Origin of the sequence: Streptomyces sp. NPDC088746, from assembly GCF_044751065.1 — a bacterium.
Lineage (GTDB): Bacteria > Actinomycetota > Actinomycetes > Streptomycetales > Streptomycetaceae > Streptomyces.
In genome coordinates, this window is the sequence record NZ_JBIVLA010000001.1 from 1,374,025 (window position 1) to 1,391,565 (window position 17,541).

Here is a 17,541-nt window from a genome sequence, read left to right on the forward strand (position 1 = left end):
CAGTACCAGGCTGTGCGGCGGGCCCGCCCGGATACTGGAGAGGTGAGCGCATCCAAGGACGCACCGTCCGCACCGACCAAGGCCCTGTCCGGGAAGCCGTCCGACGAACCGGGCTCCAGAGATCTGGGCAAGGCCCTGCACGGCTGGCGGGACCGGATCTCCCCGGCCACGGTCGGGCTGCCCGCCGGCGGGGTGCGGCGGGCGGCGGGGCTCCGGCGCGAGGAACTGGCCCAGCTCGCCGCCCTCTCCGTCGACTACGTCACCCGCCTCGAACAGGGCCGCGCCACGTCCCCGTCACCGCAGGTCCTCGCCTCCCTGGCCCGCGCACTGCGCCTCTCGGAGGCCGAACGCACCTACCTGTACCTGCTCGCAGGACAGCCGGAGCCCGGGCCCGGCCACATCTCGGACCACATCCCGCCGGGGCTCCGCCGGCTGCTCGACCAGCTGAACGGCGCCCCGCTGAGCGTCCACGACGCCGCCTGGAACCTCGTCGAATGGAACCCGGCCTGGGCGGCCCTGCTCGGCGACCCCTCCGCGCTGCGCGGCCGTGAACGCAACATGATCTGGCGGCACTTCACCGGCCTGCCGGGCCGGGTCCGCCAGACTCCCGAGCAGAAGGCGGACTTCGAGGCGTCGATGGTGGGCGACCTCAGGGCGGCCACCGCCCGCTACCCGGCCGACCAGGGACTGCGCTCGCTGATCAAGGACCTGCGGGAGACCAGCACCGCCTTCGCCGGCCTGTGGGACTCGGGCATCGTGGGCATCCACCGGTCCGGCGCCAAGGCCATCGTCCACCCGGAGATCGGCACGCTCACCCTCGACTGCGACGTCCTGGTCGCCGCGGGCAGCGACCTGCGGGTCGTCGCCTACACCGCGGCTCCCGGCAGCGACGCCGCCGCCCGGCTCGGGCTGCTCGCCGTCATCGGCACCCAGGCCATGACCTGAGCCGCCTTCCGGGAGACCGCACGCGCGCGGCCGGGCCTCCACTTCTCCTACACATATGCATCACAGTTTCGCCACCTTTTCGCGGAAGCCGACGCGCTGCCTGGCCGCCGCTGCGAGCATCGCCCCCTCTGCTGCACAGCAGCACGTAAGCGCCTTGGGGGGCACATGAACACACGCGTGACGAACGGCGGGCTCAGGATGTCGGCGGGGGCCGCGCTCCTGGCACTGACCCTGGCGGGCTGCGGGGGCGGAGACAGCGGCACGGGTCAGGACGCGAAGCCCGCGGCGGCGTCCGCGTCACCCTCCGCCGAGCGGGCGCTCGCGCTCGCCGACGACACGGCGGGCACGGAGGCCGGGCAGGAGATCGTGATCGACGCACTGGCCAACGACCTCGTGACGCTGGAGGACGGCACCGACGCCGGGTTCCTGGACACGTACGAACCCGCCGAGTTCACCGTCACCGCGGAGAGCCCGGCCCCGCACGGGACCGTCACGGTCGAGGGGACCACGCTCGTCTACATCCCCACGGACGGATACGCCGGCGAGGACGAGTTCACGTACGAGGTCGCGATGAAGGGGAAGGGCCCGGCGGCCGACAGCGCCGTCGTACGGATCACCGTCTCCGAACCCACCCCGTCCCCGACACCCACGCCCACCCCGAAGCCGACGCCGACGGTCGCGCCGGCTCCGAAGGCGAAGGCCACGAAGCCCGCCGAACCCTCCGTGTACTACGAGAACTGCGACGCCGCACGAGCCGCCGGGGCCGCCCCCGTCCGGCGGGGCGACCCCGGCTACGCCGCCCACCTGGACCGGGACGACGACGGAGTCGGCTGCGAGCCGTACGGATCGTCCGGCGGGGGCTCCACGGGCGGGAGTTCGAGCGGGGGCTCCACGGGCGGGAGTTCGAGCGGGGGCTCGACCAGCGGCGGCTCCAGCGGCGGTTCCAGCGGCGGAAGTGACGTCTCGTACGCCAACTGCACCGCCGTACGCGCCGCGGGGGCCGCACCCATCCACAGGGGCGACCCCGGGTACGGATCCCACCTCGACCGCGACGGCGACGGCGTCGCCTGCGAGTAGTCAGCCCTCCGCGTCACCACCCCAGCAGCCGCCTCCGGTTCCCTCCGCAGGCGGCTGCTCTTTTCCAATCTGCTTCAAACAAGCTATAAATGAGCAACTTCGAGCACCATTCGCCTGGGTTCACGCAGCCCGCATCCGCGAAGGACGCCCATGCCGCTCATATCCACCGGGGTCATCACGCACGGCGCCCGGACCGGCGCGACCGGCGTCGGGGCCTTCAACGTCGTACAGATCGAACACGCGCAGGCCATCGTGGGCGGGGCGGAAACCGCCGGGCTGCCGGTGATCCTCCAGGTCAGCGAGAACACCGCCCGCTACCACGGCGGCCTCGAACCCATCGGGCTCGCCTCGCTCGCCGTCGCCCGGGCGGCGGGCGTGCCGGTCTCCGTGCACCTGGACCACGCCGAGTCGGCCGACCTGGTGCGCGAGGCCGTCCGGCTCGGCTTCACCTCCGTCATGTTCGACGCGTCGGCGCTCCCGTACGCCGACAACGTCGCCGCCACCCGCGAGATCACCGCCTACTGCCACAGTCACGGCGTCTGGGTGGAGGCGGAGCTCGGCGAGATCGGCGGCAAGGACGGTGCGCACGCTCCCGGCGTACGCACCGACCCGGACGAGGCCCGGGCGTTCGTGGAGGCCACGGCCGTCGACGCGCTCGCCGTGGCCGTCGGCAGTTCGCACGCGATGCTGACCCGGGACGCCGTCCTCGACTTCGCGCTCATCTCCCGGCTGCGCGACGCGGTCGGGGTCCCGCTCGTCCTGCACGGCTCCTCGGGGGTCGGCGACACGGGGCTCGCGGCGGCGATCGGCGCCGGCATGACGAAGGTCAACATCTCCACGCACCTGAACAAGCTGTTCACCCGGGCCGTCCGCGACTATCTGGACACCCACGCCGAGGCCGCGGACCCCCGCGCCTATCTCGGCCCGGCCCGCGACGCGGTCGCGGCGGAGGTGGCACGCCTGCTGGGCGTCCTGGCGCGGCCCGGACGATAGGCTGGTGAGCTGCGAGCGAGGAGGATCCGGTGGCGGCACACACACGGTGGACCCGGCTGCTGGAGATCCTCGGCGACCAGGGCCACCTCGACGTACTCGAAGCCGCCGAACAGCTCGGCTGTTCCGCCGCCACCGTCCGCCGCGACCTGGACGAGCTCGCCCGGCAGAACCTGCTCACCCGCACCCGGGGCGGCGCGGTGGTGAGCGCCGTCGCCTACGACCTGCCGCTGCGCTACAAGGCGGCCCGCAGGGCCGACGAGAAGCAGCGCATCGCGAAGGCCGCGGCCGAGCTGATCCCGACGGGCTCCACCGTCGGCCTCAACGGCGGCACGACGACCTCCGAGGTCGCCAGGGAGCTGGCGTTGCGGCCGGAGCCGTCGGGCGGGGGTGTGGCGCTGACCGTGGTGACCAACGCGATCAACATCGCCAACGAGCTGGCGGTCCGCCCCCAGGTGAAGATCGTCGTCACCGGCGGGGTGGCCAGGCCGAATTCGTACGAGCTCGTCGGCCCCCTGGTCGACTCGGTCCTGCGCGGCCTCGCGCTCGACTACACGATCCTCGGAGTGGACGCCGTGCACGCCCGGTTCGGCGCGGCCACGCACGACGAGTCCGAGGCCGGCGCCAACCGTGCCCTCGCCGAGTGCGCGGGCACGGTGATCGTGGCCGCCGACTCGTCCAAGCTCGGGCGCCGGGCCTTCGCCCAGGTGTGCGAGACCGGCGCGGTGTCGGTGCTGGTCACGGACCGGGACGCGCCCGAGGACGCCGTCGAGGAGTTCACCGCCCTGGGGATCGACGTCCTGCGGGTGTGACCCCGCAGGTCAGCGGTAGCCCTCCGGGTGCCCCTGCATCCACGTGTTGACGCGGTCCCGGGTGCCGATCAGCTCCGTACGGTGCTTCTCCAGGTTCGGGGTGGAGACGTCGCCGTCCAGCGTCGTGCGCAGCGTGGCGATCCAGGCGATGGGCTCCTCGAAGTGGCCAGGCCCCTTCTTGTCCGCCTTCATCGCCTTGTCCAGGCCGTTCAGCTCGTCGTTGACCCGGCCCAGGAAGTAGGCGCAGTCGCCGGCTCCGGGCGTGCAGGTGTCGTCCAGTGTCGCCTGGAGCCCGGCGAAGGCGTCGCGGACCAGCTCGGGTGCGTTCGGGTCCTCCTGGATGATCAGCGTGGGTGTCGGTGACGGCGTGGGCATCAGGGACGCCTGAGCGGCCGCCGCACTCGCCGCGGCCTCGGACGGGTCCACGTACGGGACGTCACCGCCCGGCCCGTCGGTGGTGGTCGCCGCGGTGCAGCCCACCAGCAGCACTCCCAGAACCACGGCCGGTATCGCGCCACGCAGGCCGGTACGGATCAACATGAGGCCCCCCTCGTCGTGTCGGACCAGACCTTACCGCCGTCCCGGGCAGGTCAGCCCTCCACCAGGCTCTGCAACGCCGGGGCGTACAGGTCCGCGAGGTGCTCGGGGGTCGCGTGGGAGCCGGCGCCCTCGCGGTGGAGGCTCAGGGTCGCCCCGAGGCCGATGAGGTGCCCGGCGATCAGCTCGGCGCGCAGGGCACGTTCGCCGCCGGCGAGACGGTCCGTCAGGCGCGCGGTGACCTGTTCGTGGAAGCGGTCGCGCAGCAGGGAGCGTTCGTCGCGGTTACCGAGGGAGAAGACGACCCGCAGCAGGGGGTCCCCCTTCTGCTCCCTGCGCCGGCGTACGAGCGTCAGCACCATGTGCCGGCCGAGCCCGTCGAGCGGGGCGTCGAAGAGCTCCTCCGCGGCCGGCCCGAAGTCGGCGACCGTGTTGAAGAGCTGCTCCTTGCGGCCGAAGTGCTTCACCACGAGGGACGCGCTCACCCCCGCGTCGGCCGCGATGCCCCGGATCGTCACCTCCGCGTACGGGCGCTGCGTGAACGCCCGGCGGGCGGCGAGGAGGATCGCGTCCTTGCCGGTGGCGGCCTCCCCCGGAGCCGTGGCGGCCACGTCCGGTGGCGTCCCTGCGGTGACTCGGGCGGTCATGCGCCCTCCTGGATCGGCAGCGCCCGCGTACGGCCGCCGCTCCTGCGTTTCCTCCCGACCGTACCCGTACCCGTGTCTGTCCCCGCGCGGCCGGCCGGGAGACACAGGGTCACCGCGAGGGCCAGCAGCGCCGCGCCCGCCGCGATGAGGAAGACCAGCTGGTAGGCGCCGAGCGTCGGAGCCGGGCGGCCGGCCGCCAGGAACGTCATGTCGGCGAGCACGGCGGCCACCGTGGCGCTGCAGAACGCCTGGCCGACGGAGCGCATCAGGGTGTTCAGGCCGTTGGCGGCGCCCGTCTCGCCGACCGGGACGCCGCGCATCACCAGTGCCGGGAGCGCGGAGTACGCGATCGCGGTGCCGGCCGCGACGACCGTGGCACCGGCGATGATCAGCCACAGGCTGTGGCTGGTGAAGTACCGCACCACGTAGCCGACGGCGATGATCGCGGCGGCCAGCGCCAGGCTCGTCTTCGGGCCGTGCTTCGCGGAGATCCGCGCCGACACGGGCGACAGCGCCACCATCGCCACACCGCCGGGCAGCAGGCAGAGTCCGCTGACGACGAGCGAGGCGCCGAGTCCGTAGCCGGTGGCCTTCGGCTCCTGCACCATCTGGGCGGTGACCAGGGAGTTGGCGTAGAACGCGAAGCCGATGAGCAGGGCGGCGATGTTGGTGAGCAGCACGGCGGGGCGCGCGGAGACCCGCAGGTCGACCATCGGCGTGCGCACGCGGAGTTCGTACGCCCCCCAGACCAGCGCGATCACGACGGCGGCGGCGAGCAGGCCGAGGGTGCGCACAGACGTCCAGCCCCAGCCGCCGCCCTGGGTGACGGCCAGCAGCAGGCAGACCAGGGCGGCGGTCAGCCCGAGCGCTCCGAGCGCGTCGAACCGGCCGCGGGTGCGGAGCGGGGACTCCGGCACGAAACGGAGCACCAGGAGGATGTCGAGGAGGCCGATGGCGCCCGAGACCCAGAACATGGTGTGCCACTCGAAGTTCTCGATGACCACCGCCGCGACGGGCAGTCCCACGGCGGCGCCGATGCCCATCGTCGAACTCATCAGGGCCACTGCCGACAGGACCCGCTCCGGCGGCAGCTCGTCGCGCAGGATGCTGATGCCCAGCGGCACGACGGCGATGGCCGCCCCCTGGAGGGCGCGCCCCGTGATCAGTACGCCGATGTGGGAGCTGACCGCGCACAGCACGGAGCCCACGACGAGGACGCCCAGCGAGGCGACGAGCACGCGGCGCTTGCCGTACATGTCGCCGACCCTGCCGAGCACGGGGGTGAAGACCGCGCCGGTGAGCAGGGTGACGGTGACCAGCCAGCTCGCGGCCGCCGGGGTGGCGCCCGTGAGCTCCGGTATGTGCGGGAGCAGTGGGACGACGATCGTCTGCATGATGGCGACCACGACCCCGCAGAAGGCCAGGACGCCGACGGCGAAGCGGGGGTGGTCCGGGGCGGCGGCGGGCGCGGGTGCGGTCATCGGGTCTCCGTACACAGAGGGGTGCACAAACGTTCACCCCCAGGGTAAACGCTTGTGCACCCTTCGGACGCCCACACGGTAGGAACCGGGCCCCGGACGGCCCCGCGCACCCATTTGCATATACATGCAATCGAGTGCATACTCTTCCTATGTCTAAGGTTCTCACCTCCCTGCCCACCGGCGAGCGCGTCGGCATCGCTTTCTCGGGCGGCCTCGACACCTCGGTCGCGGTCGCGTGGATGCGCGACAAGGGTGCCGTCCCGTGCACCTACACCGCCGACATCGGCCAGTACGACGAGCCCGACATCGCGTCGGTGCCCGGCCGCGCGAAGGCCTACGGCGCCGAGATCGCGCGCCTGGTCGACTGCCGGGCGGCACTGGTCGAGGAGGGCCTGGCAGCGCTCGCGTGCGGTGCGTTCCACATCCGCTCGGGCGGGCGTGCCTACTTCAACACGACGCCGCTCGGCCGCGCCGTCACCGGCACCCTGCTGGTCCGGGCGATGCTCGAGGACGACGTGCAGATCTGGGGCGACGGCTCCACCTTCAAGGGCAACGACATCGAGCGGTTCTACCGCTACGGCCTCCTCGCCAACCCCCACCTGCGCATCTACAAGCCGTGGCTCGACGCCGACTTCGTCACCGAGCTCGGCGGCCGCAAGGAGATGTCGGAGTGGCTGGTCGCCCACGGGCTGCCCTACCGCGACAGCACGGAGAAGGCGTACTCCACCGACGCCAACATCTGGGGCGCCACCCACGAGGCGAAGACGCTGGAGCACCTCGACACCGGCGTGGAGACCGTCGACCCGATCATGGGCGTCCGGTTCTGGGACCCCTCGGTCGAGATCGCCACTGAGGACGTCACCATCGGCTTCGACCAGGGCCGCCCGGTGACGATCAACGGCAAGACGTTCGCCACCCCGGTCGACCTGGTGATGGAGGCCAACGCGGTCGGCGGCCGACACGGCCTGGGCATGTCGGACCAGATCGAGAACCGCATCATCGAGGCGAAGAGCCGCGGCATCTACGAGGCGCCCGGCCTGGCCCTCCTGCACGCGGCGTACGAGCGCCTCGTCAACGCGATCCACAACGAGGACACCCTCGCCCACTACCACAACGAGGGCCGGCGCCTCGGACGGCTGATGTACGAGGGCCGCTGGCTGGACCCGCAGGCCCTGATGGTCCGCGAGTCGCTCCAGCGCTGGGTCGGCTCGGCCGTCACCGGCGAGGTGACGCTGCGGCTGCGGCGCGGTGAGGACTACTCGATCCTCAACACCACCGGCCCCGCCTTCAGCTACCACCCGGACAAGCTGTCGATGGAGCGGACCGAGGACTCGGCGTTCGGCCCCGTGGACCGCATCGGCCAGCTCACCATGCGCAACCTCGACATCGCGGACTCGCGCGCCAGGCTCGAACAGTTCGCCGGCCTCGGCCTCGTCGGCACCACCCAGCCCTCGCTGATCGGCGCCGCGCAGGCGGCGGCGACCGGCCTGATCGGCGCCATGTCCGAGGGCGGCGCGCAGGCCATCGCCTCGCGCGGCGAGGTCTCCCGTGACGACGAGCTGCTGGACCGCGCCGCGATGGAGTCCGGCACCGACTGACGGCCCGGCCCACCGGCCGACCGGCTGACCGGCCGGCCGGACCGGGACCTTATCCTCGGATTCTCGGCGCTCACGCCGACGGAGACGCAGGAAAGCGAAGGTGGCGGCAATGGCGAAGGTCCCGGCAGCGGCAGTGGCGGCGGGCGGACTCGTCGGCGGGTACGGAATCGCCCGCTGGACCAGGAAGCGCCCGCTGGGCGGCGTCGCACTGGCCGCCGCCGGCTCGGTGGCGGCCTACGAGTGGAACCGGCAGGCCGGGGCCCGCGCGGCCACCGCACTGACCGTCGCCTACGTCGCCGCCTTCGCCGGCTCGCACCCCCTGGCCAAGAAGCTCGGCGCCTGGCCCGCGGTGTTCACCGTGGCGGGCGGCGTCGCCGCCGCGTCCTGGGCGGTCACCCGGCGCGCCACCCGCTAGACCCACCGGGCAGCGGCCGCGCGCACGGCCCCTCTCCGGAAAAGTCGGGCCCGGGGGATTGAACACGGGCGCCGCGGGGTGCGTACTGAAGAGCAACTCCCCGCGTGACCCGGGGGCGTGCCCGTACGACAGGACGGGCACGTCTCCGGTCAGCCTCCCAGCGCGTGTGACACCGAATAGATCGCCAGGCCGGCCAGCGCACCCACCACGGTGCCGTTGATCCGGATGAACTGCAGGTCGCGGCCGATGTGCGCCTCGATCTTCTTCGAGGTCTGGTCCGCGTCCCAGCCGGCCACCGTGTCGCTGATCAGCGAGGTGATCTCCGTGCGGTACGTCGTGACGACATACGCCGCCGCGTCCTCCAGCCACCCCTCCAGCTTCGCCTGCAACCGCTCGTCCGTGGAGAGCCTGGCGCCCAGGGAGATCAGCGACGCCCGGGCCCGCATCCGCAGCTCGCTGCGCTCGTCCTCGGCCGCCGCGATGATCATCGTACGGACGGAGGACCAGGCGGAGGCGATGACGTCCTGGACCTCACCGCGCCCCAGGATCTCCGACTTCAGCCGCTCCACCCGGGCGCGGGTGTCGCTGTCGGTCTGGAGGTCGGCCGCGAAGTCCGTCAGGAACGTGTCGATCGAGCCGCGCGCCGGATGGCCCGGCATGTCTCGCATCTCCGTGACGAAGCGCAGCAGCTCCTTGTAGACCCGCTCCCCCACCCGCTTGTCGACGAACCGGGGGGTCCAGCCGGGCGCCCCGCCCTGGACCGCGTCCATCACGGAGTCACCGTGCAGGACCAGCCAGTCGTGCGCCCGTACGCAGACGAGGTCGACGACCCTGCGGTGCCCGCCGTCCTGGACGATCTTCTCCAGCATCTTCCCCATCCCCGGCCCGACTTCCACCGCGTCCGCCCGCCGGGTGATCGCCTCACCGACCACCGCCTGCACATCGGAGTCCCGCAGCACGGTCAGCGCACCGCGCAGCGCGGTGGCCAGCTCGGCGGTGACCCGGTCGGCGTGTTCCGGCTCCGCCAGCCACGCTCCGAGCCTCTTGCCGACCCCCAGGGCGTGAATTCGGTCACGTACGACGTCCCCGGAGAGAAAATTCTCGCCCACGAAGGAACCGAGTGATGCCCCCAACTGGTCCTTCTTGGTGGGAATGATGGCGGTGTGGGGGATGGGCAGACCGAGCGGACGCCGGAACAGCGCCGTGACGGCGAACCAGTCCGCCAGCGCACCGACCATCCCCGCCTCGGCGGCCGCTGCGACGTAGCCCGGCCAGCCGCCCACACCCTCGTTCTTCGCCCAGGTGGCGAGGACGTACACGAGCGCGACGAGCAGGAGGAGACCCGTGGCAGTGGTCTTCATACGGCGCACACCGCGCTGCTTCTCCTCATCGGCGGCGGTGTACGCGAACCCGCCCAGCCCGGCCCCGCGGCTCTCCGCCCCGGATGCCGCTCCCTGTCCCGCGTCCTGTTCCATCCGCTCCACCCGTCCGCGTACACGCCATCCAGTGCCGTACGCATTGTCCCTACCTCACCTACTCCCGGGCCGCACGTCGAGTTCCCCAGGACCTGTCGCATCATGAAAGCGACCCGAACACCGGGCCGGACACCGCAAGGAGAACCACCACAGATGCCCAGGCGCCAGGGGTATGCCCTGCTCATCGCCCTCGTAGCAGGCACCGTCGCGCTCGCCGCCGCCGTCGCGTTCGGTACGTCGCTCATCGCCGGGAAGAGGCAGGAACCGCTGAACGGGTCCCAGGCCCATGCGGCGGCCCGCAATCCCGCCGCACCGGCCAACGCCCTCGGCACCTGGGTCGCCACCTGGACCGCGGCCCCCGTCAGCGCGGAGCCGCATGCCGCGCAGGGCTACCCCGGCAGCACCATCCGCAACATCGTGCACACCAGCGTCGGCGGCGACGCCGCCCGCATCACGCTGTCCAACCTCTTCGGCGCCGCACCGCTCGTCATCGACCAGGCCACCGTCAACACCCGCCAGGTGACCTTCCAGGGCCGGCCCACCGTCACCGTCGCCCCCGGCCTCCAGGTCGTCAGCGACCCGGTCGTGGTGCCCGTCGCCCCGGACGCCGATCTGGAGGTCACCCTCCGCACCCCGGCCGCCGGCGGGCCCGTCACCCAGCACCCCAACGCGCACCAGACGTCCTACCTGGCCGACGGCCACGGCACCTGGAGCACCACCCGGTGGCGCTACCTGACGGCCGTCGACGTCCGCAACGAGGCGTCACCCGGCGCGATCGTCGTGCTCGGCGACTCCCTCACGGCGGGCAGCGGCTCCACGACCGACGCCAACACCCGCTGGCCGGACGTCCTCTCCGACCGGCTGCGGCACGCCTACGGCGTCGCCAACCAGGGGATAGCCGGCAACCGGCTCCTGCGCGACAGCCCGCTCACGGTGGACGGCGTCAGGAACGTGGGGGGCCGCAGCGGCGCCCACCGCTTCGAGCGCGACGTCCTGTCCGTCGCCGGAGCGAAGACCGTGATCATCGCCCTCGGTATCAACGACGTACAGCAGTACCCCCAGGAACCCGATCCCCGGCGCATCACGGCCGGGCTCCGCGCCCTCACCGAGCGCGCCCACGCCCAGGGGCTGCGGGTCGTCGGGGCGACCCTGACACCCTTCCAGGGCTACTCCACCTGGTCACCCGAGAGCAACGGCGTGCGCCTGGCCGTCAACAAGGAGATCCGCTCCGGCCGGATCTTCGACGCGTTCATCGACTTCGACCGCGCCGTACGCGACCCCTACGCACCCAACCGGATCCTGCCCGAGTACGACTCCGGAGACCGGCTGCACTTCAACGACGCCGGTTACCACGCCCTGGGCCACGCGATCGACCTCGGCGCCGTGGACGGGACACCGAAGGCCGACACCTTCTGAGGCTCAGCCGAGCTCCTTGCGCCCGTCCCCCGTGTCCGGCTTCTGCAGGCGCAGCCGCTCCTGCTCCTGGAGCCGGCGCTTCTCCGCCCTGCTCCGCTTGCGCTCCACACCGACCCCGCCCATCAGCGCGAACCCGGTGATCCTCACCCGTGGGGCGTCCGGAGCGGGTTCCGGCTCCTCGTCGAGCTTGGAGTGCTCGCCGAAACCGCCCATGATCCCGAGGCCGTTGACCTGGACGTTGAGGTCCGGCGGGACCGTCACCTGCATGCCGCCCATGATCGTGTAGCAGCGGATCACCACATCGCGCTCCGCGAAGCGGGCCTCGCGCAGATCGATCTCGCCACCGCCCCACATCGCGAACGCGGTGAACTTCGGGCCCACCGTCCAGCGGCCCTTCCGGCTGAAGCCGCCCCAGAAGGCGAAGGCCCCCGACGAGGTGGCGGTGCCACCGATGCGCGCGGGCCAGTTCGCGGACGACCCCGTGCGCTCGGCCACCGCACCCGTCACCGGCCGGGCCGGATCGCCCGGCACCGGCAGGTCGCGGACGAGCGGCACCAACTCCCCGTGCGTACGCGCCTTGAACGTCGCGTCGAGCCGCTGCTCGAACTCGTCCATCTCCAGCCGTCCCTCGGCCACGGCCTCCCGCAGGGTCTCGGCGACCCGCTCACGTTCCGCGTCGGAGGCACGCATGTCCGGGCTGTCACTTGTCATACCGGCACCCTATAGAGCGATCGCGGAACGGGCCTAGAGAGCAGAATCCGACACGTACATCTTCGCGATCACGGACTCGATGTCCGGCTCCCGCACCGAGAGGTCCACCAGCGGATAGTCCGCCGCGATACGCGCCACCAGCGGGGCGGCCGACGCCGCGGCCGGGAACGCCAGCCACTGCCGGGGCCCCTCCACCTTCACCACCCGCGCCGAAGGCTCCGCCCCCAGTTCGATCGGCGGCAGCTCCCTCTCCAGGTCCACGACGAGCGTGCGCTCGCTCTCCCCCACCTCGTGCAGCCCGGCGAGCGCACCGTCGTACACCAGACGGCCGTGGTCGATCACCATCACCCGCTTGCACAGCTGCTCGATGTCGGTCAGATCGTGCGTGGTCAGCAGCACCGTCGTCGACCGCTCCGCGTTCAAGTCCCGCAGGAACCCCCGCACCTTCGCCTTCGAGACCACGTCGAGCCCGATCGTGGGCTCGTCCAGATACAGCACCTCGGGATCGTGCAGCAGCGCCGCCGCGATGTCGCCCCGCATCCGCTGCCCCAGCGACAGCTGACGCACCGGGACCTCCAACAGCGCCCCCAGATCCAGGAGTTCGACGCAACGGTCCAGATTCTCCCGGTAACGGCTGTCCGGGATCCGGTACATCCGGTGCATCAGCCGGTACGAGTCACGCAACGGCAGGTCCCACCACAGCGTCGTACGCTGCCCGAACACCACACCCATCCGGTGCGCCAGTCTCGTACGCTCCCTGGAAGGGTCGATCCCCGCGACCCGCAGCCGGCCGCCGCTCGGCGTGAGGATGCCCGTCAGCATCTTGATCGTCGTCGACTTGCCCGCGCCGTTCGGGCCGATGTAGCCGACCATCTCACCGCGCGGCACCCGGAAGCTGATCCCGTCCACCGCCCGCACCTCACGCCGCTCACGGCGCATGAAGCCCGTCTTGCGGCGCACGTCGAAGACCTTCTCGACGCCGTCCAGCTCGATGAAGTCCATGTCGTCCACGCCCACTCCTCAGCTTCCCGTGCTGCGGTACGACCGCAGCCCCACACGCCACGCCAGCCCCGCGAGCACCCAGCACCCCGCCGCCACCACCGGAGGCAGGAACGCCACCCACCCCGGCAGGTCCAGCGGATAGTCCCGCCCCAGCACGTACAGAGCCGGCAGCCAGCTCACGAACGCCAGCGGCACCACGAACGTCACCCCGCGCACCAGGTCCTTCGCGAAGACCGTCGGCGGGTACTGCAGCATCGTCGTCCCCCCGTACGTGAAGGCGTTCTGCACCTCGGAGGCGTCCTGGGCGTAGAACTGGAACGCCGCCCCCACCACGAACACCGCGCCGAAGATCGCCGCCCCGCTCAGCACCATCAGCGGCAGCATCAGCACCTTCAGGGGCGACCAGTCGATGTCCAGCGTCCACAAGGCGTAACCCAGCACCAGCAGGCCCTGCGTGATCCGCCCCAACCGGCGCAGCGCGAACCGGTCCGCCGCCACCTGCGCCAGCACCGGGACGGGCCGCACCAGCAGCGTGTCCAGCGTCCCGTCCCGCACCCGGCGCCCCAGCCGGTCCATCGACCCCAGCACCAGGTCGGCCAGCCCGAACGCGGTCGCCGACGTCCCGTACAGCAACGCGACCTCCGGCAGGGTGAACCCGCCCAGCACGTCGACGTGCGCGAACATCAGCACGATCGTGACGAAGTCGAACGCCGTCGACACGAAGTTCCCGACGGTCGTCATCACGAACGACGCGCGGTACGCCATCGTCGAGCGCAGCCACATCGCCACGATCAGCCCGTACGACCGCACCCCCTCGACCAGCCGGGACCGCTCGGCGAACGCGGTCTCCGGCTCCACGGGCGCGACACGCCCGACCCGGACCTCAGCCACCCTGGACCACCACCCTTCTGGTCGCCACCGACTGCAGGAGTCTCCCGGCAAGCAGCAGCACCACCGCCCAGCCGGCCTGGAAGGCGTACGCCCGCACGACATCCCAGCCCGCGTACTTGCCGAGGAACACGTCGGCCGGGACCTGGAGCAGCGACGACCACGGCAGGACGCGGGCCAGCTCCCCGAGCCAGCCGGGGAACAGCGTCAGCGGCAGCATCATCCCCGAGAAGAACAGCCCGGCCAGCCAGGCGATCTGCATCGCGCCCGCCCCGTCCATCAGCCAGAACGCCGAGAGCGCGACCAGGAAGCGCACCCCGAAGCTCACCAGGACGCCCAGCCCCACCGACACGAGGAAGGCCAGCCAGGTCCACGGAGAGCGCGGCATCGCGAGATCGAAGGCCATCGCCCCCAGCGCCATCGGCACGATCCCGCGCCCCAGCAGATGGAACGCGGCCCGGCCCAGGTCCCCCGCCAGCCACCACAGCTGCAGATCGGCGGGCCGGTACAGATCGACCGCGATGTCGCCCGTGCGGATCCGCTCCATGAGCTCGTCCTCGAAGCCGCCGCCCATCATCGCGCAGGTCATCAGCAGGGCCTGACCCAGCCACACGTAGGTCAGCGCCTGCGACATGTCATAGCCGCCGAGCTGCGGTCTCTCGTCCCACAGAGCGATGTAGGTGTACGCCATGATGAAACCGAAGACGGTGTTGGTGAACACCCCCGCGAGCGTCGCCACCCGATAGGTGGCATACCGCCGGAAACCACCGGCCGCCACCACGGCATAGAGCCGCACCTCGCCCCCCTCAATCCGCCAAAGCGCACGACGTTAGTCCACGGCGTCCGGCCGCCGCGACCCCATTTCCGTGGAGGGATCCGAGGGTTATCTGTCCGAAAAGTGCACTATAGGAAAATCATCCGTAGTCGAGGAGCCTCCACAGTCATGAGCCAAGAGCCACCGCAGCACGGCGGAGACCCTGGTCAGCAGGGCCCCCAGGGCTGGGCCCCCCGAGACCCCTCGGCCGCGGCCCCCGCCCCCGACTCCCGCCACCCGAACGGCGCACAGGACACCGAGGGGCGCAAAAAACGCCCCAAGCGGCCCAAGCGCACCGGCTGGCGCCGCGCCATTCCCACCTGGCGCATGGCCCTCGGCGGCGTACTGCTCCTCGCGCTGCTCCTCGTCGGCGGATTCATCGCCGGCTACCAGCTCATCGACATCCCCGCCGCCAACGCCGCCGCGACCGCGCAGGCCAACGTCTACGTGTACGCGGACGGGAAGACCGTCATCGCCCGCGACGGCGAGATCAACCGCGAGAAGATCCCGCTGGACCGCATCCCCCCCACCATCCAGCACGCCGTACTCGCCGCCGAGGACCGGGACTTCTACTCCGAGGACGCCATCGACATCAAGGCCACCCTCCGCGCCGGCTGGAACACCGTCACCGGCAAGGGCAGGCAGGGCGGTTCCACCATCACCCAGCAGTACGTCAAGAACTACTACCTCGGCCAGGAACAGACCGTCATCCGCAAGGCCAAGGAATTCTTCATCTCCATCAAGCTCGACCGCGAACAGAGCAAGGACGAGATCCTCGAGGGCTACCTCAACACCAGCTACTTCGGGCGCAACGCCTACGGCATCCAGGCCGCCTCCCACGCCTACTACGGCAAGGACGTCGAAGACCTCGACGCCGGCGAAGGCGCCTACCTCGCCTCCCTGCTCAACGCCCCCAGTTCGTACGACGTCGTCGCCCACCCCGAGAACAAGAAGGCCGTCCTCGCCCGCTGGGACTACGTGCTCGACGGCATGGTCAAGCACCACTGGCTCAGCGCCGCCGACCGCGACGCGATGACCTTCCCCGTCCCCGACAAGGCCAAGCCCGCCACCGCGCTCTCCGGCCAGCGCGGCTACATCGTCCAGGCGGTCGAGGACTACCTCACCGCCAACAAGATCATCGACGCGGACACCCTCGCCACCGGCGGCTACCGCATCACCACCACCCTCCAGAAGAAGAAGCAGGACGCCCTCGTCGAAGCCGTCGAGGACAACGTCCTCTCCAAGACCAGCGACGACCGCGAGGCCGACCGCAACGTCCGCGCCGGCGGCGCCTCCATCGACCCCGCCACCGGCCACGTCGTCGCGCTCTACGGAGGCGTCGACTACACGAAGCAGTACGTCAACAACGCGACCCGCCGCGACTACCAGGTCGGGTCCACCTTCAAGCCGTTCGTCCTCGCCGCAGCCCTCGCCCACGGGTCCACCACCCAGAAGGACCGCGCCATCACCCCCAACACCCGCTACGACGGCACCAACAAACGCACCGTCCAGAGCTCCGCCGGCTCCACCGGCTACTCCCCCGCCAACGAGGACGACGTCGACTACGGCTCCATCACCGTCCGCGAGGCCACCGACAAATCCGTCAACGCCGTCTACGCCCAGATGGCGCAGGACGTCGGCCCCCAGGAGGTCAAGGACACCGCGGTCGCCCTCGGCATCCCCAAGGACACCCCCGACCTCACGGCCTCCCCCTCCATCGCACTCGGCCCCGCCACCGCCAGCGCCGTCGACATGGCCTCGGCGTACGCCACCCTCGCCGACCACGGCAGACAGCGTCCCCACACGCTCGTCGCCGAGATCAGCAAGGACGGCACCGAGCTGGACCTCCCCGCCAGGAACACCCGGCAGGCCGTCAGCCGCGAAGCCGCCGACACCACCACCTCCGTCCTGCGGAGCGTCGTCGACGGCGGCACCGGCACCGCCGCCCTGGGCGCGGGCCGCCCCGCGGCGGGCAAGACGGGCACTGCCGAGGAGGACAGGGCCGCCTGGTTCGCCGGCTACACCCCCGACCTCGCCACCGTCATCGCCGTCATGGGCCAGGACCCCAGGACCGGCGTACAGAAGCCCCTCTACGGCGCACTCGGCCTCGCCCGCATGAACGGCGGCGGCGCCCCCGCCGAGACCTGGGCCGACTACACCCGGGCCGCGCTCGAAGGCAGCGAGGTGCAGGGCTTCGAGCTCGAAGCCGACGAAGGCCCCGAGGAGCCCGACCCCGACGAGAGCGGGGAGGGCGAGGACACGGAGGACACGGAGGAAGCCGGAGGCACCGACGAGCCCGGCACCGGAGACTCCCGCGAGAAGCGGGACAGCGCCCGCAACCGCACATCTGACGCCCCCTCCGGAGCCTCAGGGGCCCCCAGGACGCCCCGCACCGCCACGCCCGCCGACGCCCCCTCGCCCGCCCCGGCCGCCCCGGCCGCCCCCAGGGAAGCCGCCGACAGCCGTCCTGCCGGCCACCAGGACGGGGACGGCAGAGACGGCAGAGACGGCAGCGACGGCGAGGACGGCAGAGACGGCGGGGGCGGCAGAGACGGCAGAGACACGAAGGACGGCAGGGACGACCAAGGCCTCCTCGGCCCCGCCCGCCCCTGAACACGCGGGCCTGGCAAACCGACGGATCGGATACGGCCCGCCCGGATTGGCCAAGACTTTGCCCATGGCTTGATCCACGCCCCCGCCCGCCCCCTCCGGAAGCCCACAACCGGGCGGGGG

At 71.7% G+C, this 17,541-nt stretch carries 16 protein-coding genes; 8 read left to right on the forward strand and 8 right to left on the reverse strand.

Features of this window, described 5'->3' with window-relative positions; genetic code table 11:
* The first annotated feature begins 84 nt into the window (after nt 1-84).
* The 4 genes from ACIP63_RS06475 to ACIP63_RS06490 all read left to right on the forward strand — a co-directional run bounded on the left by ACIP63_RS06475 (nt 85) and on the right by ACIP63_RS06490 (nt 3,824).
* Nucleotides 85-945: a helix-turn-helix transcriptional regulator gene (locus ACIP63_RS06475; RefSeq protein WP_401512289.1), complete on the forward strand. Its 861-nt coding sequence runs from the start codon at nt 85-87 to the stop codon at nt 943-945.
* A 165-nt stretch (nt 946-1,110) separates the two neighbouring features.
* The gene (locus ACIP63_RS06480; protein WP_401511975.1) at nt 1,111-2,022 is read left to right on the forward strand and encodes an excalibur calcium-binding domain-containing protein; all 912 of its coding nucleotides are present in this window, start codon (nt 1,111-1,113) and stop codon (nt 2,020-2,022) included.
* A gap of 150 nt (nt 2,023-2,172) precedes the next feature.
* On the forward strand, nt 2,173-3,015 hold the full coding sequence (locus tag ACIP63_RS06485) for a ketose-bisphosphate aldolase (RefSeq protein WP_401511976.1): 843 nt from the start codon (nt 2,173-2,175) through the stop codon (nt 3,013-3,015).
* Between the two features lie 29 nt (nt 3,016-3,044).
* Nucleotides 3,045-3,824: a DeoR/GlpR family DNA-binding transcription regulator gene (locus ACIP63_RS06490; protein WP_401511978.1), complete on the forward strand. Its 780-nt coding sequence runs from the start codon at nt 3,045-3,047 to the stop codon at nt 3,822-3,824.
* 9 nt (nt 3,825-3,833) lie between these two features.
* Here the strand turns inward: ACIP63_RS06490 and ACIP63_RS06495 are convergent, their stop codons facing one another.
* Genes ACIP63_RS06495 through ACIP63_RS06505 form a run of 3 tightly spaced genes read right to left on the reverse strand, consistent with a single transcriptional unit; the run spans nt 3,834 to nt 6,489 of the window.
* A complete protein-coding gene (locus tag ACIP63_RS06495; protein WP_401511980.1) occupies nt 3,834-4,364 on the reverse strand; it encodes a hypothetical protein in 531 nt (176 codons plus the stop codon).
* 50 nt (nt 4,365-4,414) lie between these two features.
* Nucleotides 4,415-5,008, reverse strand: a complete 594-nt coding sequence (locus tag ACIP63_RS06500) for a TetR family transcriptional regulator (RefSeq protein WP_401511982.1) — start codon at nt 5,006-5,008, stop codon at nt 4,415-4,417.
* On the reverse strand, nt 5,005-6,489 hold the full coding sequence (locus ACIP63_RS06505) for an MFS transporter (RefSeq protein WP_401511984.1): 1,485 nt from the start codon (nt 6,487-6,489) through the stop codon (nt 5,005-5,007). The genes ACIP63_RS06500 and ACIP63_RS06505 overlap by 4 nt, the downstream gene beginning before the upstream one ends.
* Before the next feature lie 149 nt (nt 6,490-6,638).
* Here ACIP63_RS06505 and argG point away from each other — a divergent pair, with 149 nt between their 5' ends.
* Nucleotides 6,639-8,087 carry an argininosuccinate synthase gene (argG, locus tag ACIP63_RS06510; RefSeq protein WP_401511985.1) on the forward strand — a complete coding sequence of 483 codons (1,449 nt, stop codon included), beginning with the start codon at nt 6,639-6,641 and terminating at the stop codon, nt 8,085-8,087.
* 109 nt (nt 8,088-8,196) lie between these two features.
* Entirely contained in the window at nt 8,197-8,502 is a 306-nt protein-coding gene (locus tag ACIP63_RS06515; protein ID WP_401511987.1) for a hypothetical protein, read from the forward strand.
* A gap of 149 nt (nt 8,503-8,651) precedes the next feature.
* Here ACIP63_RS06515 and ACIP63_RS06520 read toward each other — a convergent pair whose 3' ends face one another.
* Nucleotides 8,652-9,977 (reverse strand): DUF445 domain-containing protein, encoded by a 1,326-nt coding sequence (locus ACIP63_RS06520; RefSeq protein WP_401511989.1) that lies wholly within the window; start codon nt 9,975-9,977, stop codon nt 8,652-8,654.
* A gap of 153 nt (nt 9,978-10,130) precedes the next feature.
* Between ACIP63_RS06520 and ACIP63_RS06525 the strand changes: the two genes are divergently transcribed.
* Entirely contained in the window at nt 10,131-11,393 is a 1,263-nt protein-coding gene (locus ACIP63_RS06525) for an SGNH/GDSL hydrolase family protein (RefSeq protein WP_401511991.1), read from the forward strand.
* 3 nt (nt 11,394-11,396) lie between these two features.
* On the opposite strand, the gene ACIP63_RS06530 is transcribed toward ACIP63_RS06525, so the two are convergent.
* The 4 genes from ACIP63_RS06530 to ACIP63_RS06545 are packed head-to-tail and all read right to left on the reverse strand — an operon-like array spanning nt 11,397 to nt 14,790.
* Nucleotides 11,397-12,083: a DUF1707 domain-containing protein gene (locus tag ACIP63_RS06530; protein ID WP_401512291.1), complete on the reverse strand. Its 687-nt coding sequence runs from the start codon at nt 12,081-12,083 to the stop codon at nt 11,397-11,399.
* Between the two features lie 54 nt (nt 12,084-12,137).
* Complete coding sequence (locus ACIP63_RS06535) at nt 12,138-13,106, reverse strand: ATP-binding cassette domain-containing protein (RefSeq protein ID WP_401512293.1); 969 nt, start codon at nt 13,104-13,106, stop codon at nt 12,138-12,140.
* Nucleotides 13,107-13,124: 18 nt separating this feature from the next.
* Nucleotides 13,125-13,997, reverse strand: a complete 873-nt coding sequence (locus ACIP63_RS06540; protein ID WP_401511993.1) for an ABC transporter permease — start codon at nt 13,995-13,997, stop codon at nt 13,125-13,127.
* On the reverse strand, nt 13,990-14,790 hold the full coding sequence (locus tag ACIP63_RS06545) for an ABC transporter permease (protein WP_401511995.1): 801 nt from the start codon (nt 14,788-14,790) through the stop codon (nt 13,990-13,992). Before ACIP63_RS06545 ends, ACIP63_RS06540 begins: the two co-directional genes overlap by 8 nt.
* A 147-nt stretch (nt 14,791-14,937) precedes the next feature.
* Between ACIP63_RS06545 and ACIP63_RS06550 the strand changes: the two genes are divergently transcribed.
* Nucleotides 14,938-17,421, forward strand: a complete 2,484-nt coding sequence (locus ACIP63_RS06550; protein ID WP_401511996.1) for a transglycosylase domain-containing protein — start codon at nt 14,938-14,940, stop codon at nt 17,419-17,421.
* Nucleotides 17,422-17,541: the final 120 nt, after the last annotated feature.